This is a genomic window from Afipia sp. DC4300-2b1, from assembly GCF_049895725.1.
GTDB lineage: Bacteria > Pseudomonadota > Alphaproteobacteria > Rhizobiales > Xanthobacteraceae > Afipia > Afipia broomeae.
On record NZ_JAFCSX010000008.1, the window covers coordinates 1 to 25,295 of the forward strand.

At 55.9% G+C, this 25,295-nt stretch carries 20 protein-coding genes and 1 tRNA gene; 14 read left to right on the forward strand and 7 right to left on the reverse strand.

Going from position 1 to position 25,295, the window contains the following annotated elements; all coding sequences use genetic code 11:
- Window positions 1–119: 119 nt before the first annotated feature.
- The 3 genes from ACP7AL_RS24800 to ACP7AL_RS24810 form a co-directional block, all read right to left on the reverse strand.
- Entirely contained in the window at window positions 120–2,396 is a 2,277-nt protein-coding gene (locus ACP7AL_RS24800) for a glycosyltransferase (protein ID WP_425995228.1), read from the reverse strand.
- Window positions 2,397–3,020: 624 nt separating this feature from the next.
- A complete protein-coding gene (locus tag ACP7AL_RS24805; RefSeq protein WP_425995230.1) occupies window positions 3,021–3,782 on the reverse strand; it encodes a glycosyltransferase domain-containing protein in 762 nt (253 codons plus the stop codon).
- A gap of 315 nt (window positions 3,783–4,097) precedes the next feature.
- A tRNA-Pro gene (locus tag ACP7AL_RS24810) sits at window positions 4,098–4,175 on the reverse strand.
- A gap of 196 nt (window positions 4,176–4,371) precedes the next feature.
- Between ACP7AL_RS24810 and ACP7AL_RS24815 the strand changes: the two genes are divergently transcribed.
- Window positions 4,372–4,656 carry a hypothetical protein gene (locus ACP7AL_RS24815; RefSeq protein ID WP_425995232.1) on the forward strand — a complete coding sequence of 95 codons (285 nt, stop codon included), beginning with the start codon at window positions 4,372–4,374 and terminating at the stop codon, window positions 4,654–4,656.
- A 167-nt stretch (window positions 4,657–4,823) separates the two neighbouring features.
- Entirely contained in the window at window positions 4,824–5,897 is a 1,074-nt protein-coding gene (gene rfbB / locus ACP7AL_RS24820) for a dTDP-glucose 4,6-dehydratase (protein ID WP_425995234.1), read from the forward strand.
- A 33-nt stretch (window positions 5,898–5,930) separates the two neighbouring features.
- Here the strand turns inward: rfbB and ACP7AL_RS24825 are convergent, their stop codons facing one another.
- Window positions 5,931–7,010, reverse strand: a complete 1,080-nt coding sequence (locus tag ACP7AL_RS24825; protein ID WP_425995236.1) for a D-TA family PLP-dependent enzyme — start codon at window positions 7,008–7,010, stop codon at window positions 5,931–5,933.
- A 246-nt stretch (window positions 7,011–7,256) separates the two neighbouring features.
- On the opposite strand from ACP7AL_RS24825, the gene ACP7AL_RS24830 reads away from it, so the two are divergent.
- On the forward strand, window positions 7,257–7,754 hold the full coding sequence (locus ACP7AL_RS24830) for a hypothetical protein (protein ID WP_425995238.1): 498 nt from the start codon (window positions 7,257–7,259) through the stop codon (window positions 7,752–7,754).
- A 35-nt stretch (window positions 7,755–7,789) separates the two neighbouring features.
- On the opposite strand, the gene ACP7AL_RS24835 is transcribed toward ACP7AL_RS24830, so the two are convergent.
- On the reverse strand, window positions 7,790–9,052 hold the full coding sequence (locus tag ACP7AL_RS24835; protein ID WP_425995240.1) for an O-antigen ligase family protein: 1,263 nt from the start codon (window positions 9,050–9,052) through the stop codon (window positions 7,790–7,792).
- A gap of 142 nt (window positions 9,053–9,194) precedes the next feature.
- Here ACP7AL_RS24835 and lptF point away from each other — a divergent pair, with 142 nt between their 5' ends.
- The 6 genes from lptF (at window position 9,195) to ACP7AL_RS24865 (ending at window position 15,437) form a co-directional block, all read left to right on the forward strand.
- The gene (lptF, locus tag ACP7AL_RS24840) at window positions 9,195–10,349 is read left to right on the forward strand and encodes an LPS export ABC transporter permease LptF (protein WP_006020840.1); all 1,155 of its coding nucleotides are present in this window, start codon (window positions 9,195–9,197) and stop codon (window positions 10,347–10,349) included.
- A gap of 84 nt (window positions 10,350–10,433) precedes the next feature.
- Entirely contained in the window at window positions 10,434–11,522 is a 1,089-nt protein-coding gene (gmd, locus tag ACP7AL_RS24845; protein ID WP_006020839.1) for a GDP-mannose 4,6-dehydratase, read from the forward strand.
- Window positions 11,523–11,623: 101 nt separating this feature from the next.
- Window positions 11,624–12,673 (forward strand): GDP-mannose 4,6-dehydratase, encoded by a 1,050-nt coding sequence (locus tag ACP7AL_RS24850; RefSeq protein ID WP_425995242.1) that lies wholly within the window; start codon window positions 11,624–11,626, stop codon window positions 12,671–12,673.
- Window positions 12,673–13,803, forward strand: a complete 1,131-nt coding sequence (locus tag ACP7AL_RS24855) for a glycosyltransferase (protein ID WP_425995244.1) — start codon at window positions 12,673–12,675, stop codon at window positions 13,801–13,803. The genes ACP7AL_RS24850 and ACP7AL_RS24855 overlap by 1 nt, the downstream gene beginning before the upstream one ends.
- A gap of 74 nt (window positions 13,804–13,877) precedes the next feature.
- Window positions 13,878–14,651 (forward strand): ABC transporter permease, encoded by a 774-nt coding sequence (locus ACP7AL_RS24860; protein WP_425995321.1) that lies wholly within the window; start codon window positions 13,878–13,880, stop codon window positions 14,649–14,651.
- A gap of 3 nt (window positions 14,652–14,654) precedes the next feature.
- Window positions 14,655–15,437 (forward strand): ABC transporter ATP-binding protein, encoded by a 783-nt coding sequence (locus ACP7AL_RS24865; protein WP_425995246.1) that lies wholly within the window; start codon window positions 14,655–14,657, stop codon window positions 15,435–15,437.
- Between the two features lie 13 nt (window positions 15,438–15,450).
- Here the strand turns inward: ACP7AL_RS24865 and ACP7AL_RS24870 are convergent, their stop codons facing one another.
- Window positions 15,451–16,203, reverse strand: a complete 753-nt coding sequence (locus ACP7AL_RS24870) for an FkbM family methyltransferase (RefSeq protein ID WP_425995248.1) — start codon at window positions 16,201–16,203, stop codon at window positions 15,451–15,453.
- A 645-nt stretch (window positions 16,204–16,848) separates the two neighbouring features.
- Here ACP7AL_RS24870 and ACP7AL_RS24875 point away from each other — a divergent pair.
- Both ACP7AL_RS24875 and ACP7AL_RS24880 read left to right on the forward strand, forming a co-directional pair.
- The gene (locus ACP7AL_RS24875; protein ID WP_425995250.1) at window positions 16,849–17,850 is read left to right on the forward strand and encodes a glycosyltransferase family 4 protein; all 1,002 of its coding nucleotides are present in this window, start codon (window positions 16,849–16,851) and stop codon (window positions 17,848–17,850) included.
- 11 nt (window positions 17,851–17,861) lie between these two features.
- Window positions 17,862–19,154: a glycosyltransferase family 4 protein gene (locus ACP7AL_RS24880; protein ID WP_425995252.1), complete on the forward strand. Its 1,293-nt coding sequence runs from the start codon at window positions 17,862–17,864 to the stop codon at window positions 19,152–19,154.
- Window positions 19,155–19,164: 10 nt separating this feature from the next.
- Here ACP7AL_RS24880 and ACP7AL_RS24885 read toward each other — a convergent pair whose 3' ends face one another.
- Window positions 19,165–20,655, reverse strand: a complete 1,491-nt coding sequence (locus tag ACP7AL_RS24885) for a glycosyltransferase family 39 protein (RefSeq protein WP_425995254.1) — start codon at window positions 20,653–20,655, stop codon at window positions 19,165–19,167.
- A gap of 196 nt (window positions 20,656–20,851) precedes the next feature.
- Here ACP7AL_RS24885 and ACP7AL_RS24890 point away from each other — a divergent pair, with 196 nt between their 5' ends.
- The 3 genes from ACP7AL_RS24890 to ACP7AL_RS24900 all read left to right on the forward strand — a co-directional run bounded on the left by ACP7AL_RS24890 (window position 20,852) and on the right by ACP7AL_RS24900 (window position 25,287).
- Window positions 20,852–22,360, forward strand: coding sequence for a glycosyltransferase family 39 protein (locus tag ACP7AL_RS24890; RefSeq protein ID WP_425995256.1), 1,509 nt, complete (start codon window positions 20,852–20,854; stop codon window positions 22,358–22,360).
- Between the two features lie 106 nt (window positions 22,361–22,466).
- Window positions 22,467–23,783: an ArnT family glycosyltransferase gene (locus ACP7AL_RS24895; protein ID WP_425995258.1), complete on the forward strand. Its 1,317-nt coding sequence runs from the start codon at window positions 22,467–22,469 to the stop codon at window positions 23,781–23,783.
- Window positions 23,784–24,087: 304 nt separating this feature from the next.
- Entirely contained in the window at window positions 24,088–25,287 is a 1,200-nt protein-coding gene (locus ACP7AL_RS24900) for an ABC transporter substrate-binding protein (RefSeq protein WP_006020828.1), read from the forward strand.
- Window positions 25,288–25,295: the final 8 nt, after the last annotated feature.

Sequence of the window (25,295 nt, forward strand, 5' to 3'; positions counted from 1 at the left end):
GGAGATGTGGTAGATTTCTTCATGGCGTTGCTCTCCTTTGCGGATTCGACACCCCGAGCCTACAGGCTCAAGGTGAGCAACGCCTGCCCTCCAATTTCAACATTGACCGGGACATCCCCTCAACCTTTCAGGTGTCCATTTTCAATAGCACGGAACACTTCCGAGCCTACGGTGTAATCACCTTCGTTCAATAGCTTTTGCGGATAGCTAACGGCGTGCATTGATAAGTGCCTCTCGATATAGCCGTTAGCTCGCTGGAAAAACTGGAGTCTCGTCAAGGTGTTGATAGAAACTACCGCGTAGGCGAACACCTTCTCTTTGGCGGTCATTTTCTCCCAAATATCGTGCCGGACCGGACGTATTGATTTCGGAAATTTTCCCTCCCGGAGGCTGTCATAAATTTGGAGATATCTGTACCTCGCAAAATCGGGAGCACGAAGTTCGTCTCTGATCTCCTTTGAGATTCGGGCCATCGTCATAACGTACTGCGTGTTGTAGCCATTGCCGGGCAATAGATGTCGGCTCATTTCTGCTAAAATATCCGCATTCGTGTTGTCCTGTCCGAGAACCTTAAACCCGTCATCCATCCTCTTGTTGAACATTGTGAAGCCAAAGGATGATGTCGAAACGCCTTGAAAGGCTATGGGCCTAGGTTCGACGACGATCTTTCCAGCGCGTTCAAGCACCATATTTGCAAAGTAATAGTCTGGAAACGGTCCCTTGAGAACGTTGCCGCCGGCGCGCATCGAATCTAGAAACGTTCTTTTGACCGTGAATGCTGGCATGTTGAACATGAATGAGCGGCGCAACCTTAGAGAATTGTCTACCGATCTGCGCGCTGTTTCCTTGTCCAGGACGAACGGGTAGTCACGCCTCGCCATAAAATCGGCCATAGGAAGTGTCTTCACAAACCCTAGCGGCTGGCTTCGCAAGACGCCTGGATGAAAGAATTGATACAGCGATGAGAAGATTACATCGGGCCTGTCGAAATCGCTAACGAGCTTTGCGATCCTTTGGAAAAAGCCAGGAGCTAGTCCATCATCGTCACCGATCAGCGTCACGTACTCTCCCGTAGCCATGTTCAACGCGCGATTCCAGCTTTCCGTAACCGGCAGGAATTCATCCGATCTTTCGTACTTGATGCGCGGATCGCGGAGAGATGCAATCTTCGCTCGCAGCGGTTCTTCTGAAGCGTTGTCGAAAATCGATATTTCCCAGTTCTCATACTTCTGGGCAATGATCGTCTTAATGGCATCCAAAGTGAGGGCTGGTCGATCGTGTGTCGGAACTACAATCGACAGCAGAGGCGCTGTCTGCGGTTTGGGCGGCGTCGTGAAGTCAGAGAGTGGACGGTTATTATCAAAGCTTACATTGAGCAGGGACGTCTTGTTACCCTTTAGATATCCTCCCCACGTCATTACGAGGTGGGCCTCTCGCTCGAAAGGCAAATAGCTGTCGAACAGCTTTGTTTGATTATCGGCGACCATAAGATTCGACTGGCCTTTGGATCGGAAGCAGCCAGCGTTCATCCATTCTGGGACTTCGAAATTCCGCCCATCTGCTCCGACCATGATGAGCCTACGACCAGATCGGAGGATTCGGGCGGAGAGGCCGTTGAACCCGCTCTCGAAGTTGCAGCAGGCAATCTTGGGGTCGCCGCGCTGCATCGGGGTTCGCAACATGTCCTCGCGCCGAACCAAGAATGCGTTCGATCGCACATGCGGATTCGGGAAGTGCGGAAATTTAGACGCAAAGTGAAGGTATCCACCCTTGCCAGAAACCGCTGCCCATTGGGCAGGGTAGGATTTGAGCGCCGTCTTGATGCGGGGGCGCCGCCTGATCTGGTCACCAACTACACGACGCAACCGCCGGTACAACGAATGAAGGGCGCGACCCGTCGATGGATGGAATGAATTTATCATCCATTTGAACGATCGATTGATTCTGGCATCATAGGCTGCTGTCGTGAGCAGCCATCGGAACGTATCAAGAACCTCCCAGCTATTGTTGAGGCTTTCGAATGATGCGGTCGCGCCAACCAAACCGACACCTTGATCCTCAATCGCGCCGCGAAGGTTGGCTAGCCAATTGTCGGAAAGGATCTCGCTATGGGTGTTGAGGAAGCACATATAGGGGTGGTCGAACCGCGCAGCGGCGGCCTTGTAGGAATGCAAGTCCTGCCCGATCTCCTCGGGTAGCGTTGTGATCTTATGTGGGATGCCTTTGAAAATAGAAGAAATCACAGCGAATTCGGTTCGCTTATTAAAGCCTTTGCAGATCAGGATCAGGTCGTGTGCGATTCCCGGCGGGTGTTTGCGGTATGAGTCCGCGAATATTTGAAACTGCGCGAACCCCTCTTGCAGGCGAGCCAGATAAAACACGGCGGTGTCTGACATATTTTATTCGCCTACAGGGTAGGTATGAGCGCCTGACCTCGTGGCGGAGCTATCGGGCCTACAAGCTCAAGGATGGCGGCAAAGCTGAAGCCAGCGTGAACGCATAAAGAAAGGGTAGTCGGGTAGAATTGTCTGTAACGAAATTTCACAAAATCGTCTCCAGCTAACCCCGCCATTACTAGCAGAATGACGGTGGAGTGAACACCCAGCGGTGGGTGTCAAGATATTCGCCGCGCATCGTCGACGGATATTTCCTCGACATGTCCAGCGCGCAGCCTAGAGGAGGTCGCCAACTGACCTTCCTACAAGAGGCGCTTGCATTCCAACGTTGCTCTCGTTCTAGCCTATTCCGTCGTCCAACCAGTGCTCGCATTTCCCTCTGACAATGAGAAAAATCTTAACGGCGTACGTTTTCGATCGCTAGTCACCGCACCGCGATAACCCCCAGAACATCGCACTAATCCCGCCGGCTTCAGAGATCATGCAAACGTCGTTCTGAGGGAATTTTTTTAAGTCTTGGAGCAGTTGGTATCCGTTAACTTTTGCGAACATCTCGTTCCGATTAGCGTCCGTGGCGTTAAGCGGAAGCTGATACGAGTTCGTCCGCTCAATTCCATCGTTGGACTACTTGTATAAACGCCCCTCGTTCAGTCCGTGCAGTAAAAAATGTTTTCGAGGGTTTATTCGATTAACCCGCACGTCGGGATGCAGTTCCAGATACCTGGCATCGTTAAAATCTCGGGGCAAACGATGTCCTTTGACTACAGGCCATTCCAGAACATTATTTGACATCCAGTCTAGATCTTTGACTGCTGGTTCAAATCCATGAAACCAAGCAGCAACTTTAAATGACAGCTGGTCGCGAAGTGAGAAACGCAGCAGCTGTTCTGCCCACGTTTCCATTACGTTAATTAACTTTGGATCATTGTGTCGCCGCAACATGAAGCCAGACTGAGTCAAGCCGTTTTCGCAAGGATACCCTAGAAATCGATACCACGCCATTTGCTCTTGCACGCGACCTGGATCATCGTATCCAGCCTCAAGTACCGCGACAGCCTCTTGAAAAACACATTCGCGCCATGGATGACGAAAGCAAACGAGTGGTGAAGCTGAAGCATCAAGGAAGTTCTCGAAAATTTCCTCCGGACGCCGTTTCAATCTGATCGTATTATCGACATATAGGCTCGAGCCATACTCTCCCAAATATTGGTGGGCCAAGATCTTAATACGTTTTGCGGCGCGGGTCGGGTCCAAGAGACCTTTTGGCACTTGTCGAATCTGCCAGTTTTCCGACTGCAGATCTGGATCGTCGGTGAAACAGATGTAATCGACGGTACGGTCTGGCTCGTAGCTAAAATCATTAAAAATCTCGGAGTAGCCAAACATGCATGTGTACACCACGCGTTTCACTCGAGGACGCAACACGAATGGAAAACGAAACATTGCGAGCCTGATCTGCTTTCCGAGCGGGAATTGGGGAATTGATAATACGCCATGAAAGTCGTTCGTTCGCAACGCAGTCGACGCCGAAAGGCGAGGCGATACGGATACGAGCGGTCGATGTCGTCCGTGAACGGATGGGGAACATCGCCTGAGGTTCGTTCGGGACTTTCGCGCCCAATCGCGCACTTAGATGCCCTTTCATTGTCAAACCACGACTGAGCTGGGCAATCGAAAAGTGCTTATTTTGCTTAGATAAGTTGGTCGGAGCGAGAGGATTCGAACCTCCGACCCCTAGTCCCCCAGACTAGTGCGCTAACCGGGCTGCGCTACGCTCCGAACCGTGCCAAGGAGGCTCCCGATCCTGTAGCCTCCTTCGGGCCACTGCGCAAGAAGGGGTGTCCGCGATAGGGCCCCCGAGGGCCGGATTTTAGGCCTTCTACATACGCCTGCGAAGCTTTTGATATGGGCCTCCGGTATTCGCGCCGTGGCCCGCGAATGAGCTAAAATCTCTGGGCGATTCGCCGGGGTTTTTATGAACGAGACGCTGATTTCGGCCTGCCAGATGTTCCTTATTCCGGCGACACTCCTATTCGCCGCGGTCGGCGTGGCGAACAGCCAGGGAATCAAGCTGCTGGTTTGCTTCCTGGGCCTTGCGACAGCAGGGCTATGGACTTACCGCGTCTGGTACTGGACTGGTTTGTCGCTGATGGACCGACGGACGGCCTTGGGGCTGGCGGGTCTCTACGCACTCGCTTGGATGTTTACGTTCCTTATTCAGCTAAAGAACATGTTCTCGCGCGGACATAGCGGACGCTAATCCGACATTAGGCCGGCTACGGAGCCGCCGCCGCTCAGAAGACGCCGGACTAGATGAGCCGCCGTTCATCCATAGATGCGTTGGCGCGAGATATACATGTGCAGCGTTGTCTGTTAATTGCCGACGGCGTACATGCTTGGCCCGCAGCAATTGCTCGAAAATTCTGAATGAGGGTGCCGTCGATCTATTCTCACGACAAGGAGCGCCCGATCCTGGTGACCGGGGGCGCGGGATTTATCGGAACGAATTTCATTCTCGATTGGCTGAAAACTGAAAAAGCGCCGATCATCAATCTAGATAAGCTGACCTACGCCGGCAACCTCGAGAATTTCAGCTCGGTTTCTCCAGACTCGAGGATCGAGTTCATCCGCGGCGATATTGACGACACCGAACTGGTCCGGGCGATTCTTAAGCGGGCGAGACCGCAGGCAATATTGAACTTTGCGGCGGAGTCTCACGTCGATCGTTCAATACGTGATCCTAGTGACTTTATAGATACAAACATTGTCGGCACGTTCAAACTGCTTGAATGTGCGAGAGATTATTGGGAGCGGTTAAGAGGTGAAGAGGGGCGGGTGTTCCGCTTCCTTCAAATATCGACGGACGAGGTATACGGATCACTGGAGCCTTCACATCATCCGTTCACGGAAGAAAATGCATTCCTCCCAAGCAGTCCTTACGCGGCCTCGAAGGCTGCCGCGGATCATCTCGTGCGAGCCTGGCATAAAACCTATGGACTGCCGGTCCTGACCACCAACTGCTCCAACAACTACGGGCCATACCAATTTCCAGAGAAACTCATTCCGCTGATGATCATCCGGGCGTTGAGCGGCGAGCAATTGCCGATTTATGGCGACGGGATGCACAGCCGCGACTGGCTTTACGTTGCCGATCACTGCGCCGCGGTCCGGACGGTGTTGCGGGCGGGCAGGTTGGGTGAAATCTACAATATCGGAGGCCGGAATGAGAAAACCAACCGGAGTATCGTTCTCGCGGTTTGCGCTATGCTCGACGCGGAAATTCCACGGGTGGACGAAAAATCTTATTGCGAGCAGATACGTTCGGTTCAGGATCGGCCAGGGCATGATCGCCGCTATGCGATCGATTCTTCCAAGATCGAGAGCGAACTGGGGTGGTTGCCGCAGGAGGTTTTTGAATCCGGTCTGCGCAAAACCGTGCGCTGGTATCTTTCCAATCGCGACTGGCTGGCCAGGACCACGTCTCGTTCCCATCGGGAATGAGATGCGCGTGTGATCTCACGGAAAAAGGCGTCGTTATCGCAACTTGCCTCGCGCTGCCACGGGAAGGATGCCCACGATTTCATCACCGCGAACCATCACGGCTTCATCGGCCATGTTGACCACCACGCAGACGTGGTTGGGCACGATGCGGACCACATCGCCCACCGCCGGACGCGTATTGCTTTTAGTCAGGTCGAGAAAGCCATGCTCTTCTGCGAAGCGCGCGATCCGGGCTTCAGGATGCTCTAGGATCAGGCCGTAGCCGTCGAGGCCGCCGGTATCGGCGGTCAGGGTTTTTGAACCCGCGTCGAGAATGCCGCGACCCGGCGCAGCGCGGCTGACAACGGTGGAGTAGACGTGCAGGGCGCAGTCATCCCACGTTGCCACACCGGCGGCGACCTGCATGCGATCGTTGTAGATGTAGGTCCCCGGCCGGTGTTCGGTGGCGCCCTTGAGTTTTCCGACGTTCTTCAGGTTCGGTGATCCACCGGTCGATACAATCGCGGGATCGAGGCCTAGCTCGCGCAGGCCGGCCAGGGCCTCGTCGTAGAAGCGCTGGGCCTCGCTCCAGCCTGTCTCGGTTGGATACATCAGGAGCCCCGCGAACGAGAGTCCCGGGGTGCTCACAATCTGGCCAGCGAGAGCGATGGCTTCCGCTGGTGTCTCGACACCGGCGCGCTTGCGGCCGGTATCGCACTCGATCACGACCGGCAGAGCACGGCCGGCGGCCGCAGCGGCGACCCGTAGTCCGGTGATGACGACCGGGTTGTCTGCGGCCACCGTGACGCTCGTTCTTGCCAGCAGGGCACCAAGGCGCGCCATCTTTTCATCGCCGATCAAGTTATAGCTGATGAGGATGTCGTTGATCCCGCCGTCGGCCATCACTTCTGCTTCCCCCAGCTTCTGGCAGGTAATGCCTTTCGCTCCGGCTTCGATCTGGAGCCGGGCCAGGAGAGGGCTTTTATGAGTTTTGATATGAGGCCTGTTGGCGACGCCTGCATCGTCGCAGATCTTCTGAACGCGCGCGATGTTGCGCTCCACGCGGTCCATATCGACGACCAGAGCCGGCGTTCCATATTCTCGCGCGATTTTTGCGGCAAGCGGGCTAGCCAATGGGTTTCCTTTCTAGCGACGCGTGAACCAAACGCTTTTATCCTGACCCCGATGACGTCAACTTTGCCCGTATCGGAAGCCGTTTCACAAGAGATTGATCCGGCTCAAAAACCTTGATTGTCCAAAATTCACCCTTATTCCGGCTCGATGATAGGGAACTGCTGCTGCTCCTGCGAAGTTAGGCAGGCGACCCGGATTTCCGTTTCCGCTCTGCTTCTGCGCTGGCCTAACCAAATGTGAGGTGCAATGTTTTCGTTTGAATCAATCAGCCGGCGGCTGACCGTGGCTGCCGTTTTGGGATTGTCGTTTGTCTCCGTAGAATCGATGGCCCAGTCGGCACAGCCGTTCGCCGGCATGTCCGGTGTGTGGTCCGGGAAGGGCTCTATCTCCCTCGAAGGCGGGGCAAAGGAGAATATCCGGTGCCGGGCGACCTACGCGGTCAGAAACGACGGCAATGCCCTCCAGCAGACATTGCGTTGTGCAAGTGACAGCTACAAGATCGAACTCACCAGCAATGTCGTCGCCGATGGCGGCAAGTTGACCGGGACATGGAGTGAGGCGACCCGTAACGTCAGTGGCGATGTGCAGGGGACGACATCCGGGGGACGCTTTCAGGTCGTGGTAAGTGCCGGTACGTTTTCTGCAGACCTCTTGTTGACCACGCGCGGCAACTCTCAATCCGTCGTCATTCGCTCGACCGGAGGGGAATTCAAGGGCGCCAACATCACGCTGACGCGCACTTAAATCGATCACGAACGATTCAGGCCGAGAACAGCAGCTCACTGTTGAGGAGCTGCTGTTCTCGTTATCGTTCCCGCCGCAATCCCGACGGCAAGGACATAGAGCCAGCCCTGATAAAAATCGCTCAGATGCGAATTGAAGAGCGAACTCAGGATGTTCTGCACAACAGCCACCAAGCCGATCCATGCGACGACGCCTTCGCCGCGAAACGTCAGCAGATGAACTCCCCACATTGCGTAAAGCGCCAATACGCCAAGCAGTCCCCACTGAATCGCAAACAGCAGCGTTTGATTGTGAGGGTTGCCGCTCGTATTCGCGGTTGAGTCGGCCTGCTTTGGAATATCGCGGGTCAGCAAGGGTTTGGCTGATCCGGTCCCGTGGCCGATCACGGGAGCCGTTTTGAAGAGTTCGATCGACTTATTCCATAGCTCCAGCCGCTGCCCCACAGACGTGGTTCCTGCCTCCTTTTGAGCCGCGCGATATTCGCTGAATGCTGCGGAAACTTTGTGCTGCAGGTTCGAAGAGCTAATCCAGAGGCCGGCAATCGTCACAACGAGGGCGAGGCATGCGATCCAGAAATGTGTGCGACCAAGATAGCGGTAGGCAAAAAACACCGCGAGGACGGGACAATACACCAGCGCGGTCCGCGAGACGTTGACGAAGGCAAGATTGGCCAGCAACGCGGCAGCGATTATCGCAGCCGAAATTGCGAGTGCCCGCCGATGTCGCCGCGAGCCATCAAAGGCCACAGCAGCGAGGGCAAACGCGCAAAACGCAAAGCCCTGGCTCTGGTCGATATAGTTTTTCACGGGGACGCCCGGCTGGTCGGACTTGTAGTGGATGGACAGACCCGGCCAGTACAGAACAACCCAGGAGTACAGCATCAAAATGACGCAGGACGCGACAAACGCATAGAGGACGTAGCAGCCACGATCGGATTGACTGAAGTAATAGATCAGGATCGGAATTCCCAGGAGTTTCGCCACGGGCGTCAGCCCGCGAAACCTCTCAGCCCAGGAAATGCCGTCCGCCCAAAAAACGCCAAGCACGGCCATAAGGCACAGGGCCAATGCCGCCGAGCTCGCGGGGTGTTTCAATGACTGAACGAATGCACCAGGTCTTACGGTGCTGAGAAAGCCCAGCAGAAAGGCCAGCCCGCAGGACGATGCAAGGGATGTCGACCAGGGCAATCCGGCGGCTGCAATAATTGCGAAGTTTTCCGTGCCTTTTTGCCGTGCGGCCTGTGCGGCTGAACGATTGGGGCCGGTCCAAACGAAGAAGCCGAGCCAGACATCGGCCAATTCTCGCTTTATTGCAGCGTACATTAGCCCTCGGCGGCGCTGTTTTTAGGTGCGGACAGCGGAAAATATGCGATATAGGTCAAGATGATAACCCATCGAGTGGCTGCGGCCGCTTTCGAATCGGACTGTACCCGGAAGCTGGATGAGCGCAATCGACGGCTATATCGTGCGAACGACGTTGGTGGCGTTCCTGTTGATTCTCGTCTCGTTGACGGGGGTCATCTGGATCACGCAGGCGTTGCGCGGCATCGATTTGATGACAGGGCAGGGCCAGTCGATATTGGTCTTTCTCGGTGTCACGGGGTTGGCCATTCCGCTGCTGGCGATGATCATTGCGCCGATCGCTTTGCTGATCGCGGTGATGCACACACTCAACAGGCTCGCGACTGATTCCGAAATCATCGTGATGAACGCGGCCGGGCTCTCGCCAGGCAGGTTTCTCCGCCCGTTTATGTATGCGACCTGTGTGGTCAGTCTGCTCGTCGCCTTTCTCTCGATTTATTTTGCGCCGGAGTGCTTGCGCGCTCTGCGGCGATGGCAGACCGAAATTGGCGCTGACGTGCTCACCAACATTCTGCGTCCCGGTGAATTTCAGAAACTCGGCCCGCTGACGATCCGAATTCAGGGCCGGCAACCGGGAGGACTCCTCGTCGGGATATTTATCGACGATCAGCGCAATCCGGCAGAGCGCATCGATATTCTTGCGGATCGCGGCACGGTTCAGAAGAACGAACGCGGCTCGTTCCTGATCCTTCAGGACGGAAATCTCCAACGCTTCGAAACCGGCAAGAAGGATCCGGCGCTGGTTGCATTCAATAGCTATGCTTTCGATCTGTCGCAGTTCTCGAATGTCGTTCAGAGCGTCACCTACGGTCCGCGCGAGAGGTCGATCGGAGATCTGATGTCGCCGCCGCCTGACGATCCGATCTTCAAGCGCGTCCCCGGTGAATTCAGGGCCGAATTGCACGACCGTATTTTTGCGCCGATCTATCCCTTTGTCTTCATTTTGATGGCATTCGCCATCCTTGGTGCACCACGTACCACGCGTCAAAATCGTAACTTCGCCATCGCGGTTCTTATTGTTGGCATACTCGTCGTGCGGATCGCTGGGTTCGGTCTTTCGACGGCATCTACGTCCAAACCGTTCGCGATTCCCGCTCAATACCTGCTGCTGGCGATCGTAAGCGCAGGAAGTTTATGGATGATCATGCGGGGTGTGATTATCGATGCGCCGGCGAACCTGTTGCGACGTATTGATAATTTGTTCAGCCGTGGAGTGTCACTCAAGCCGCAGTAACATTACGGAAGCCAAATCCGGATGATTTAGCCGCGGATGATGTTACAAGTGACGCTTCGGCGAAAATGAAGGTCTGCAAACTAGATGAAAAAAACTGCGCTTATTACAGGGATCACCGGCCAGGACGGCGCATACCTGGCGGAGCTACTGTTATCCAAGGGATATTCTGTCCACGGGATCAAACGGCGTACATCGCTTTTCAACACCGATCGCATTGACCATCTTTATCACGATCCGCATGACAAGGGTTATGACCTCACGCTTCATCACGGCGATCTGACGGATTCGTCGAGCCTCATCCGGATCGTGCAGGAAGTCCAGCCGGATGAGATCTACAATCTCGCCGCACAGAGCCATGTCGCGGTGTCGTTCGAGGAGCCTGAATACACGGCTAACTCGGATGCGCTCGGTCCGCTGCGAATTCTCGAAGCGATCCGCATTCTCGGACTCGAGAAGAAGACGCGATTTTATCAGGCCTCAACTTCAGAACTGTACGGACTCGTTCAGGAAGTACCTCAAAAGGAAACGACGCCCTTTTACCCCCGGTCGCCTTATGCGGTTGCGAAATTGTACGCGTACTGGATCACCGTGAACTATCGGGAGGCATACGGCCTGTTCGCTTGCAACGGGATTCTCTTCAATCATGAGTCGCCAATTCGCGGAGAAACCTTCGTCACGCGAAAAATCACGCGTGCGTTGGCCCGCATCAAGCTCGGTCTTCAGGAGAAGGTCTATCTAGGTAACCTGAATGCCCGGCGCGATTGGGGGCACGCGCGTGACTATGTTGAGATGCAATGGCGGATGCTGCAGCAGGATGTCGCTGAAGATTATGTCATTGCGACCGGCGAACAGCATTCGGTTCGCGAATTTCTGGAAGTCGCCGCAAGGGAAGTCGACATCGCCATTCGCTGGGAAGGTGAGGGTGTTGATGAAAAAGGGTACGATGTTTCCACGGGACGATGTATCGTCGAAGTCGATCCGCGCTATTTCCGTCCCACAGAAGTAGAGACTCTTTTGGGCGATCCGACAAAGGCATACGAGAAGCTCGGTTGGTCACCGACGACATCGTTCGTTGAACTGGTCACGGAGATGATGAGAGAGGATATGCAGACTGCACAACGGGACGAACTCGTGAAGCAGCATGGTTTTAAGCATTTCAATTATAACGAATGATTTCAGGAATTTGAGCGCCGCCGAATCGTCACAGACCGCGGTTTGTTGATAGTTTTATTAGCTGATTGGGGCGGCGCGGCGATGATTGAACGGAATAGAGGGTGGTATTGAAGCGTAAGGTTTTAGTTACTGGAGCGTCGGGGCAGGACGGCTATTACCTCATCAACCTGCTACGCCAGCATGGGTGTGTTGTGCACGCTCAGTCGCGCCGTGAGGTGCATTCAAATGCGCACCTGGATGGCGCGAAGTGGCATGCTGGCGACCTCACGGACCGCGACTTTCTCGGCGGCTTGATCTCCAACATAATGCCGGACGAGATTTATAATCTCGCCGCTATTTCACGCCCTATACAGAGCTGGGATGCGCCCGGGGAGACAGCCGATCTCAATGCTCTGGTCCCGCAGGATATTTGCGAGCTCCTGCTCAAGCACAAGCCGGACTGCCGCCTGTTCCAGGCGTCGTCGTCCGAAATTTTTGGCGACGCCCCGGGTCATGCTCAGAACGAGCAAACATTGTGCATTCCAAAATCGCCTTACGGCGCCGCGAAGCTCTATGCTCACCGCATCATAGGTGCGTATCGGGCGAAATACGGCCTGCATGTTTCGTGCGGCATTCTTTTCAATCATGAAAGTCCAAGGCGTCCGCTTTCCTTTGTGTCACAAAAAATCGCTTTTGCTGCGGCCGCTGTATCGCTCGGATTGAACGAAACTTCAGAAGCCGATGAGCGGGGGCTGCCGATCCTGCAGGACGGAAAGATAGCCCTCGGCGATCTGAGCGTGCGGAGAGACTTCGGTTTTGCTGGTGACTATGTGGAAGCCATGCGGTTGATCGTTCGGCATTCCGTCGCGGATGATTATGTCATTGGCACGGGCGAAGATCATTCGATAGAAGATTTTTGCAATCAGGCATTCAGGCTGGTCGGCCGGAAATGGACCGACCACGTCGTTTTCGATGCCGGGTTGATGCGAAAGATCGATAGCCGCTATACGCGCGCCGACGCGACGAAGATCCAGACCGTATTGAACTGGCGGCCAAAGGTCGATTTTCAATCACTGGTTTCGATGATGGTGAACGCGCAAATTGCTTTCATCAAGAATAGCATGTCGTTGAATCGGAATCCGGGCAGTGACTACTACAGCGCTGAATGCTGATGCGAATTCTTCACGCTTACAAAGTTTATTTGCCCATTGTCTACGGCGGCATTCCGTCGGTCATAGCAATGCTGGCGGCGCTTCCGAAGGGCTTCGAGACCAGGATACTTGTCGCCTGTGAGCGCGGCATTGGATGCAACTACGAATTCCAGGGCGTGAACGTCGAGGCGGTTTCGTCGGTCGGAATGGTTATGTCGACGCCGCTGGCGCCGACCTATCCGTTCAAGTTCCTCGAACGGGTGAAATCCTCGGACATCGTCGTTCACCACGCACCATTTCCGCTGACGGATCTGGCGGTTCTTCTGATACCGAAGGATTCAATCCTGATTGTGCATTGGCATGCGGAGATCATCGGTCGGCCATGGCTGATGAGGGTTTTAGGGCCACTCATCCGGAATTCGCTTAAGCGAGCTGACAAGATTGTTGTGTCCAATCGCGTCATCATCGAGAATTCTCCGTTTCTCAAAGAATTTGAGGCGAAATGCGCTGTCGTACCTTATGGGTGTGACGACGCTTATTGGGGCGAGCTCAGTCAGGCAGAACAACTGGCTGCTGACGGCATTCAAAAAAAACATCCGAAACTCGTGCTCGCTGTCGGCCGGCTTGTGAGTTACAAAGGCCACGAGATTTTTCTTCGCGCCATGCAGAACGTTGATGCTGACGCCGTCATTATCGGCGAGGGAGCGCTCAAGGCCGATCTTATCAGATTGGCTGAAGAGCTTGGTGTTGCTGGTCGTGTGAAGTTTCTGGGGGCGCTGCAGCCGCACGAGGTCAAACAGTACATCCACGCAGCCAGGGTGCTTGCATTTCCTTCTGTCACGGAAGCCGAAGCTTTTGGGCTCGTGCAACTGGAGGCGATGTCCGCAGGCAAGCCGATCGTCAATACGGCTCTTGCAACAGCCGTCCCATATGTCGCGCGTGACGGTAAGGAGGGGCTTACCGTACCACCAAGTGAGCCAGTTGCGTTGGCTGAGGCCCTACGTCGATTGCTGGACCAGCCTGACTTTGCTGCCCAATTGGGGCAAGCGGCGAAAGAACGCGTTCGAAGCGAATTCAGTCGGACCCTGTTCCTCTCGCGCATGCAGGAGGTCTATAAGGACGTCTATCAACGCCGCCGTCCGGTACGGTGAGCGATAGCAGACTGTTACTAGCGATTGGGTGAGTTTTGACGGCACAGCAACGGCAGAAGCGAGGTTCGGCGGAGATGGCGTTGCAGGATGTCATAGATGGTCTATCATTGTGGACACTTTGGGGAAAGCTGGGCTGGAATGATATTTTGCAGCGTTATCGGCGCTCGCTGCTGGGCCCGCTTTGGTTGACGGCAAGCATGGCGATCATGGTAGTCGCGCTGGGTCTCGTTTATTCAAAAATTTTCAAGTCCGATTTACACGACTTTATGCCGTTTCTCTGCGTGGGATTGTTGATCTGGGGTTACATCAGTACCATCCTTTTAGACGCGGGCACGCTTTTCACAGGTGCTGAATCCTACATCAAGCAAATTCGCTTGCCATACTCTGTCTACGTGCTGCGCTTCATGTGGAGTAAGGTCATTGTTTTTGCGCACAACTTCGTAATTTATTTCGGCGTTCTCTTATATTTTCATATCTGGCCGGGGACCGTTGCGCTCTTGGCGATCCCAGGGTTTTTGCTGATGACGGTGAACGGTGCCCTCGCTAGCATCTGCCTCGGCATGATGTCTGCGCGTTTCCGTGATATTCCGCAAGTTGTCGCGAGCTTTATCCAGATTGCATTTTTTATTACGCCCATCATTTGGAAGCCTGAATTGCTTGGAGACCATCAAGCTTTGATGACGTTCAATCCGTTCTTTCATCTTGTCGAAATTGTGCGGGCGCCCCTGCTGGGTCAGCTTCCGTCTACTGAAAATTATGCTGCCAGCGCTTCGATTACGGCGTTAAATTTGATGTTCGCGGCCTCATTCTTCGTCCGTTTTCGTGCTCGTATTTCATACTGGGTGTAAGTTATGTTGCAGTCGGACGGTATTGGTACGGAGCGAGACACCATTCTTCGCCTCGACAACGTGAATGTGTCTTTTCCTATTTATCATGGCGGGTCGCGCTCACTGAAGAAGGCGATATTGTCGCGAAGTTCAGCGGGTCGCATTGCTCGAGACGCTAACGATCGCATCACCGTCGATGCATTGCGCGACATTTCATTTTCGTTGGATCGCGGAGACAGGCTGGCCTTGATTGGTGCGAATGGCGCGGGCAAGACGACGCTGTTGCGAGTGATGGCTGGAATCTATGAACCGGTTGCCGGAACGGTGCGAATTAACGGGCGTATTTCGCCAATGTTCGACATATCTCTAGGCATAGATAGCGACTTGAGCGGCTACGACAACATTCGGTTGCGCGGACTTTTGCTGGGTCTTTCGTCTAAACAGATAGAGTCTCTACTACCGCAGATCGTCGACTTTACGGAACTTGGCGATTACCTTGATATGCCCGTGCGAACTTACTCTTCCGGAATGATGTTGCGCCTTACTTTTGCGGTCGCGACCTGCTACGAACCGGAAGTCCTGCTCATGGATGAATGGATTTTAGCGGGTGATGCTCATTTCATGGCGAAGGCGCGGGCGCGCATAGATACTTTCGTCCGGAAGGCCAGCGTTCTCGTGCTGGCGTCCCACAATCTTGAAGTCTGTTGTCGCTGGTGCAACAAGGGGCTTTGGATGGATCGCGGAAGTCTTAAGGCTTTCGGGCCGGTTGAAGATATCGTCGCTGCGTATCTGACCGCCCAGCGATAAGTGATCAAGCTCGCTAGCTCCTGACCAGTCTCGATTCCAGCTCGTGGATCCGATCCTGAAGGCTTTTGAAAGATGCAGTGACGTAGGCATCAAGGACATTGGCAGGCGTCGACAAATCGAGTCTCAAAGCCGGTTCTTCTGCGCGATAGTAGTACCGGTTTAGACCGTCAAACAGCGCGAAGCAGTAGCCGGCGTCGAACAGCAATCCCTCCCAGTCGAACCATGATGGTTCATTTGTAAGAGGCTTTATAGATTCGACGATTACCACGCGTGGACGGAAAGCACGCCATTCGGCGCTCTCGATAACGCCACGCTCGCCCCCCTCAACATCGATTTTGAGAAAATCAACGGTTGGCGCGGCGTATCGGCTTGTAATTTCCGAGAGCGGCATGACTTCGACTTCGATCTGCTTCGTATCGAAATCTGAAATGGCATTGAATGAAGCCAGTCTTTCAGTGGTGTCGACGAGACCGGAAAGTCCCGAGTCGCCATGCTGCAGGAATTGAGCTCTTCCACCTGTAGGCCCAACTGCAACCTTCAAGTTGATGTCCGCAGGGCGCCTTTCCATCAAGCGTGCATGATATAGATCCGTTGGTTCGATATTTATCCCGCGCCAGCCGTTCAGATAGAAATGCTTGGTTACGGAATCGAAGTCCGGATCCCATGCGCCGACATCTATGTAGAATCCAATCCGCTGCCTGGAAAACGCCCGGTTGAGGATCACATCCTCGGCATTCTGGGCGTAAGAGATCATCGGTTCGGGCATCGCGCATCCTCGCTGCCGGCTTGGTTGGAGAGGTGGCGTCCTGACGTAGCCCGGCGTGACTAAGGCGGGACTGGTCACTAGGCCTCGTTGGACGTTATGAATGGCCCTATGCTATCATTTGGCATTGAATTTTCCAGAAATGTTTGAGTTCGTTCGATGACCCTTTGGATTGACGTGACGGATCTCTATCATTGGGGTCTGGGTCATTTGACTGGAATTCAGCGCACATCTGCCAGCGTATTATCGGAATTGATGGCGGTGCGGGGAGATGTTCAGCTATTCGCGTACGATCCGGCCGCGAAAGTCCTTCGTAAAATAGACGCTCACGCGCTTCCAGCCGTTGTTCGTCGCTATATTGGCGCCCGAACCGAGGCTGGCAGGGTATCTGGCAATCTGGCGGAGCCTGCGGCCTCTGCAGCCATACCCTCGCTTAGCATGCGCGGAGGTCTTGCTCGGGTGAAGCAGTATCTGAGACCCAGGCTTTGGTTTCTGAGGCCGGCTGTGCGACGCCTGAGGTCAGGCATCCAGCGTCAGAAAGGCCGATGGGCCGGTCCCGAAGCAGTTGAGATTGTCAAAGACTTCCGGCGGAGCACCCGAAGACTTTTAGATCTGATTTGGAGAAATGTTCTCGGCAGAGAGCGATCAATGGCATCGATGGTGCCGGCTGCGCTAGGAGCGGTTCTCCCGAAAACGATTCTGTTTCAGCCGGGCGATGTTTGCCTCTCGCTGTCAGCTACATGGGGATTCCCGCACTATGGCGACGTCATAGCGGCGAATAATCGTGCGAGCGGGGCAAAGTGTATCAACATGCTTTACGATCTGATCCCGACACTTTTCCCGCACTGGGTGTTGCCGGGCCATTCTCAAATGATAACGCTTTGGGTTCGTCAGCAGATTCAGAATGCGGACGTGGTCCTCACCATATCGAAGTTTCAAAAAGAGGAAATTTCCAAATTCATCGCGGCCGATAAACTTCCCGTTCGGCCTGTTGAAGTCATTCATCTTGGAGATAATCCGAAATTCGTAACACCAGCTACGGCGAGTGCCTCCTTGCCCCTGCCGCGCTACGTTCCAGAGCGGAAGTTCGTGATTTGCGTCGCGACGATAGATGTAAGAAAAAACCATAGTTTGCTGTATCAAGTCTGGCGTCGCCTGACTGAAGAGCTTGGACCGGATTGTCCTCAACTTGTGCTGGTCGGCACAATCCATCTGCATGTGTCCGACTTCTTGCATCAGATCCGTAACGATCGGCTAGTCAACAGACTCATCGTCCATCTACACGACGTCGCCGATGAAGAGCTTGCGTGGTACTATCGGCATTGCGCCTTCACTATCTACCCTTCGATCTATGAGGGCTGGGGGCTTCCTATTTCGGAAAGCCTGTCTCTCGGACGATACTGCATTGCCGGCAACAGAACGTCGCTGCCGGAGGCGGGTGGAGATCTTGTCGACTACTTTGATCCCTTCGATTTTGCCGGCTGTTACAAGCTCGTTTACAGGGCCGTGACAGATCCGGATTACATCAGGCAGTGTGAGGAGCGGATACGGACGAACTACGTGCCTCATACATGGGCCATGACGGCGGCGCATATTTCTGGGATTGTGGATCGGATCGGTGGCTTGGATAGGCAGTCGGCCGTCGGATAGTGCCTCGCCATGTGTCCGAGTTCGACGGGTTTGTAGCCACTACACATTCGTCGTCTGAGTGGATGCTCAGTCATCAAGAAAGTTCTGTCGCGCAGATGCTTGTAGGATTCGAATCCAGTATTCTGAATCGCTCGATGACGGGCGTGGCGAACTACACATTCAACATCGTTCGTAGCGTACTTGAGCTCGAGCCAAACCTGCGTTTTGCGGGGTTTCGAGATTTCGACTGGCGCAGATTTGACCTTGCTGAAGCGGAAAAAATTGCGTTCTCCGAACGTAAGCGCGATGATGGCGAGACATCAAGCGCAAGTTCACTGACCCGTGTGAGGAGGCGTCTGCTTGACGACGTCGCGGGATTGCCAGGCTCACGCAAAGCTGCCGCAGTTTATCGCGAAATACGCAAGGGCAGATTTGCCTGGTCGGTGCAAAAGCAATCCCTTGACTTGTTTCATGCGTTCAACTTTCGCCCTCTGACCGATCCGGGGGTGCCCATACTTCCCGTGATCTATGACCTCTCGACGTTTCGGCATCCGGAGTTTCATCCGGCCGATCGTGTCAGATGGCTTGAACCGCTGCGGCAGACGATCGAACGCGCGCCCCTGGTGCAAACCATCTCGAACTTCAGCAGGCGGGAAATTGCTGAGCTGTTCGCCTATCCCCTCGCGCAGATACTCGTTGCGCCGCCGGCCGCGGCGCCGCTATTTGCACCGCTCGGTGAAGTGAGAACGCAGCCGGGGCTCGACTTGCTCGGTCTGACATACGGGGAGTTCTTCCTCGTCGTGGGGACTCATGAGCCGCGTAAAAACATTCGAACTGTGATCCAGGCCTATTCGCAATTGACGTCGCCGGAGCGAGCGCGATTCCCGCTTGTACTGGCGGGTGGAAGAGGCTGGGGCAAACTCGATCTGCCCGAGCCGACAGAGGCAATGGTCAGGAATGGATCGGTTCGATTTGTTCATGACATGACCGATCCGCAACTGCGAAATCTATACGAGGGTGCGCGGTTGCTGTTGGCGCCATCGCTCTATGAGGGGTTCGGAATGCCGGTTGTAGAGGGACTGGCATGTGGGGCGCCCGTGGCGCATAGCGCGGATACGGCGATGGATGAAATTTCCGGAAGCATAGGTAAGCGAGTTGGAGCCCTCGATGTGGACGGCTGGACTGACTTGCTCAAGGCTTCGATCAACACGACCGATCATACAGATCCCACGGGCCGGGCCGCACGGATCGCTCGCGCACACGAGTTTGACTGGCGGCGGAGCGCCAGCTTGGTCATCGATGCCTATCGGCGTATTTTGAACTGATGCTACTCGATCAGCGCGAACAGCCCTGGGGTGGAATGAAGCGGTATGGAAACACGAACTGCTTTCCAGTCCATGTTCGTTTGAGCGGAATCGAGACTTTGCTCTCGGCCGAGTAGGCCTTTCCAGGCAGGAATCTTGCCATTCGCTCTTTGAACTCGGGATCGGTATCCATCACGACGGCGCCGCCCCCGCGGAGCTTGTCGTCATTGTACCAGGTCGCTCCGGCGATTTCCCGATAGGCGAGGCTGGTCACGTTGCGCCCGGCCTCGATACCGACGCCGTAAGTGGCTTGCCGGCCGCCAATGAAGTAGGCGGGTCCGCAGCTATATTTACTATCCCAATCCCTGAGGATCAGCCGCGCTGCTTCTGCGGTGGGCTCCTGCATCGCGCTATGGCTTGCGAATGCCGTAAAGACCACGGCAACGCCGATGCCGGCGACGAGGTAAAGTCCGGCGATGGAAGGCACCACTGTGTGCTCCACCCAGCTTTTGCAACATTCGCTCCAGTTCATAAAAGGTGCGACGGCGAGGAAGGCCAGCACGATGTAGGGCGCAGCAAATCGCGCCAGAAAGTTGAGTCCGGCGATCATCACCAGGACCATGAGGGCGATGTGTGCAGACGCAGCCGTAAGGAGCAGAAAGCGGGACACCGGTAGCGGGTCAGACGCCGGAACGCGGATTTTCAGGAAACCCTTCCAGAGGCTGATAGCGACGATTACATAACCCGGAAGTGCGAAGGTCAGATAACCCGCCAGAAGCTCGGCGACGCCGGCCAGCCGTTGCGAGAGCGGATTCTGAAAGTCGAAATGGTCGAGGCCATATTCGAAAGCCGCGCTATGTCTCAGAACGGCTACGACGTGAGGAAGGATCAGCGCCATACCTGTGGCGATCGCGACGTAGAAACCGGGACGTTTCAGCACCTGACGGCAGGATGGCAAAAGAAGAATCGCGCTTGCCATTCCGAAGAACAGCACCACCGCATTGTACTTTGTCAGCAAGGCCACGGCCGACCAGAAGCCGAACGCGATCCAGTCACGCATGCGATCGGATTGGACCGCGCGAAGAAAATGAAAGATGACCGCAGGCCAGGAGGTGAGCTGAAGGATATCGGCGTTGAGCGCAAAGGAGAGAGGCGCGAAGATCGTGTACGACGATGTACCGTACAGAAAGGTAAAGAGCAGGGCGTTGTCTCGAGTCGTGGTCAGCCGAAGCGTGCGATAGAAGTAAACCAATCCGATCGCGATCAGCAGTTGTCCGGTCAGGATAGTGACCGCGGCGGAGGTTCCGAACAGCCTGTCGACGACCCCGCCGATCCAGACCATCATCGGGGGATGGAATGGGGTGACGATTGGAAACTCCCGGCCCCAGGCGATCAACTCACGGGTATCGTACATCGCGGTCGGAAAGACGACGACGGCGAGCAGCACCGGCAACAGAAGCGCAAGCCCAAGAACGGCAAGCGCAGGACCGCGCCTCAGGCCTGAACGATGCTCACTGGGCATGACGTTGATGTGCCTCGATGCCTTGTAGATTCGCGTGTCTTCGCAGAGATAAATATAGCAATCGAGGTCGCGTGTCGGGCCCCGCGAGCGCGGGGGCGGGCGCGGGAGTGCTGCGCGTATTGACCCTCACGGGGATCGTCCGATACGCCTAGGGATCGCGGCTGAACGCCGCCGCAGCAGGTGAGATGACGCCGCGATGGCCTCGTTTCTCGATACGTGGCTCGAGGGTATGGAGGAAGGCTGGGGGATTCCGGCTCTCCTCGCGCTGTTTGTACTTTTATGGACTGCGTTTCTGGGCATTGCCTACCTGAACGCCGATCTGCATCCGGACGTGATCGAAGCCTGGGTCATCGGGCGGACGCTGGATTGGGGCGGCGCCAAGCATCCGCCCTTGATGGGCTGGGTGACCCACGCATGGACGGTGGTTTTTCCGGTCCGCGACTGGTCGTTTCACCTTCTGGCGATGACCAATTCGGCCGTGGCGCTCTGGATCATCGACCTTACGACCCGCCGCTTCGCGAAAGGCGACAAGCGCGCGGTTGTTCTGCTGCTGCTCATGCTGCTGCCGATCTATCAATTTCAGGCCCAGCGCTTCAATGCGAACTCGGTGTTGTTCGCCGTCTGGCCGCTTGCGATCTATTGCTTCCTGCGGTCGTTCGAGACCCGGCAGGTGGGGTGGGCCGTGGCCGCCGGGCTGGCCGGTGCTCTCGCGATCCTCGGAAAGTACTATTCCGCGTTCCTGGTCTTCGGGTTCGTCTTCGCCGCCATCTGTCATCCGGCACGCAGGGCCTATTTTACGTCGCTGGCCCCGTGGACCTCCGCGGGCGCGGGCCTGCTGCTGCTTGCCCCTCACGTCCACTGGATGTTCACTTCCGGGATCAGTCCTTTTGGCTACGCGCTGGCGACCCATGGCGGCCTCCCGGCAGGCCGCGCCTTCCTGTCCGGCCTGAGCTTTCTGTTGGGGCTCGCTGCCACCCTGGCCCTGCCGGGGCTGGTCTGGGCCGCCATGATCCGTACACGCGCGGGGGAGTATCTCCGGGAGTTCAAGCCGCTGGATTCAGGCCTGCTGTTACTGGTTTTGGTGGCAATCGGCGCGATCATTTCCCCGCCTGCGGTAAGCCTGGTCCTCGGAAGCTCGCTCAGCCCGGTCTGGGCCTCGCCGGGGCTGTTTGTATTCGTTCTCGTCGCGGTCTGTGCTGCGCGATTTCCCATCAATCGGACCGAGACGCGGCGGCTGGCCTTGGGCGTCCTTGCGCTGACCGTGGTCGCGGTCCTGTTGGCGCCTGCGCATGCCTATTACCGCAACCTGCACCCGTTCAGGGAGGGGCGAAACTACTATAGCCTCGCGGCGGCCGAGGTGATGAAGCGCTGGCGCGAGATCTCGTCAAGTCCGCTGAAGACCGTCAGCGGCGACAAACTGGCGATGGCGCTGGCCTTTTACTCTCCGGACCATCCAGCCTTCACAATTCCTTTCAATCAGCAGTATGTCTGGCAAACGCCGTCCGAGGCGGCGTTGCGGGAGGGCTGGGCGACGATATGCCTTCCGGACGAGGAAACCTGTCAGGTCTGGTTGAAGCATCAGGTCGCGCCGGCCGCGCCAGGGGCCATCAGCTTCGATTTCGTGGTTCAGCCGCAGTGGTGGGGCTCGGCAGGCGTCCCGGCGCGGATTACCGGTCTCATTGTTCCGCCCCGCACGGTCCGCTGAGATGCAAACCGTCGCCGCCCAACTCCGCTCGCTGATGACAAGGCGAGGAGCCGTCCCGCTTTTGATTATCTGCCTATGGGCGATTGCGGCATTTCCGAACCTGTCGGTGCGATCGTTCATTTGGGAGGAAGGGACGAATGCCGAGATCGCGCGGGACATCCTGTCGAACGGCAACCTGCTTCAGCCCGAGGTCTATGGAGTTCGCTGGAACGAGAAGCCGTCGCTGCTGCCGTGGCTGATCGCCGGAGTTGCGAAAATCACAGGCGAAATCAACGAATTTTCCGCGCGGTTGCCTGCGATGATCGCGGTGGTGCTGACGGCGCTGCTGGTTCAGTCACTGACGCGTCGCTACGCGAGCTTGAACGCATCGCTGCTTGCGGCGGTGCTGTTCATGTTTTCGCCGATGCTTTTGCAGAAACTCGCGATCGCTGAGCCGGATACGCTGGTGACGCTGTTTTCGTTCGCCACATTCGTCGTCTGGTGGAATGGCGTTGAGGCCGGTCGCGTCGGCTGGCAGCGCTGGATCGGATGCGGGTTGTTACTCGCGGTCCTTGCCATGGCGAAAGGACCGCAGCCGGTGGGTTATTTTGCGCTCGGTGTTTCGGCCTATCTCGTCCTAACGCGTCGATGGCGAGATGTTCCCGGGTTGTTGGTTTGTTTGCTGATCCCGGCCGCTGTGACGATTGCTTGGGCCGCAGCGATGTACCGGCCCGGCGATGAAGCGACATGGATCAGCTACGCGCGGCTGCGTTCAGCCCCAAGTTTCTCCGACTACATCTTTCGAAATACGGACGTCTTCCTGAGACTCGTTGTGGAATCGATGCCGGCGATCCTGTTAGCGCCCTTGCTCTGGCGTGCAAGGGTCACTGAGTGGAGTATCCCGCCCGTGGCGCTTCCACTCGCGCTCTATGCCGGCCTTTGCACCATCGCGGTGGTGTTCTGGCCGGGCTCGAACAGCCGCTACGCCATGCCATACGTGCCCGCAATTGCGGTGCTTGCCGGCTTTGCGTGGGATGCAATTGCAGGAACAAAGTATGCGTGGCTGCGGCGTATCGCTGTGGCGATCGCATGCGGTTTGACCGCTATTCAGATTGTGCTCGCGAATCTGGTCATGCCCTTGTTCGCCGACAGGTTTGGTGGTTCGAGGATCGCTGGTCAGAGTATCGAACGCGCGATCCGCGCCAATCCGGCTCCCGCGTTTTGCACGGACCTCGCGACGAACCAGCTATTCTATATGAGGGCAGTGCCGATCCGCTGCGTCGACCCAGCGGACTTGGGTTCGATTGCTGCACCGGCGTGGCTGATCGTGCCTCGCGAACAAGTGCCGCTGTTGGTGCAATTGAATCCCGACCGCAGCACGCGCGTCGCTGTGGAAACCGACTCCGGCTCCCGGCTGTCAGCCGTAAGGCTCGACGAACGGTGAGGCGGCAGGCGCCCACCGAGCCGCTTTGATCTAAAGTTCAAAAATTGAATTGTACGGGCGGGTCGGCTTGCCAGCCCGTGCCTGAACGCCTCTAGCCTGGTCCAGCAATTCAAATTGCCCAATATTCAGAGTAATTCTTATCGCGCGCTTCTTTTTTCGCACCGCACGCGACGGTGCTTGACTAGTTCTAAAAAAGAACTGTAACATCTTACTTAATAACAGCGACCGAAAACGGCAGCACTTGAAACGAGCCCGCCCGCTCAAGCGGCGAGGCGCAGGCGTTTTTCACACGGGAGGAGAAACGATGATCAAGGGATTGAAACTCGCGTCAGCCTTGTTACTGGCATTGTCCGCGTCTGCTTCCGCCAGCGAAATGCCCGGTGTTACGGCGACCGAAATCAAGGTCGGTGGTGTGTTCCCATTCAGCGGGCCCGCATCGTCGATCGGTCTTGTCGGCAGGGGCGTGCTTGCCTACGTGCAGTCGATCAACGATCGCGGCGGCATCAACGGCCGGAAAATCAATTACATCGCTTATGATGACGCCTATAGCCCTCCGAAGGCGGTCGAACATGTCCGCAAGCTGGTTGAGAGCGATGAAGTCGCCTTCATGTTTGGCCAGCTTGGCACGCCTGGCAACACGGCAACGGCAAAATATTTAACTGGCAAGAAAGTTCCGGCGCTCGGCATCGTGAGCGGCTCGAACAAGTTCACAAACGTGACGGATTTTCCGATCACCACGACGAGTCTTGTCAGCTTCGATACCGAAGGAAAAATCTACGCGAAGTATTTGAACAAAACCCTGCCGGGAAAGAAATACGCGATCCTCTATCAGAACGATGATCTTGGAAAGGACTACGTCAATGCCTTCAAGGCGTTGATGAAGGACGAGTTCGACAAGCGCGTTGTCACCGCTGCCTATGAAATCGCCGATCCGACCGTGGATTCGCAGATCGTCAATCTGAAGAGTTCAGGCGCGGAAGCCCTGCTTGTTGCGGGGACGCCCAAGTTTGCCGCGCAAGCCATCCGCAAGGCTTCGGAAATCGGATGGAAGCCGACCTTGCTGCTGAACTATCCGTCGAGTTCGGTCGGCGCCACGCTCAAGCCCGCGGGCCTCGACAAGTCGATCGGCGTGATCGCCGGAACGATGACCAAGGATCCGACGGATTCGAAGTGGGATAACGACAAGGGCATGAAGGACTATCGTGCGTTCGTCGACAAGTACATGCCCGGTGTCGACATCTCCGATACGAACTACATTTTCGGCTACACTCAGGGAATGATCCTCGAGCAGATCATCAAGCAGTGCGGAAACGATCTGTCTCGCGAGAACATTCTCAAACAAGCAAAAAGCCTAAAGGATGTTGCTCTTCCAACCGCGTTGCCGGGTGTTCTGGTCAACACCAGCGCTACAGTCAATCAGGACTTCACCCAGATGCGTTTGCAGCGCTGGACGGGCGAGAACTGGGACCAGTTCAGCGACGTGCTCGACGCGAAGTCAGAATAACCTGAGGG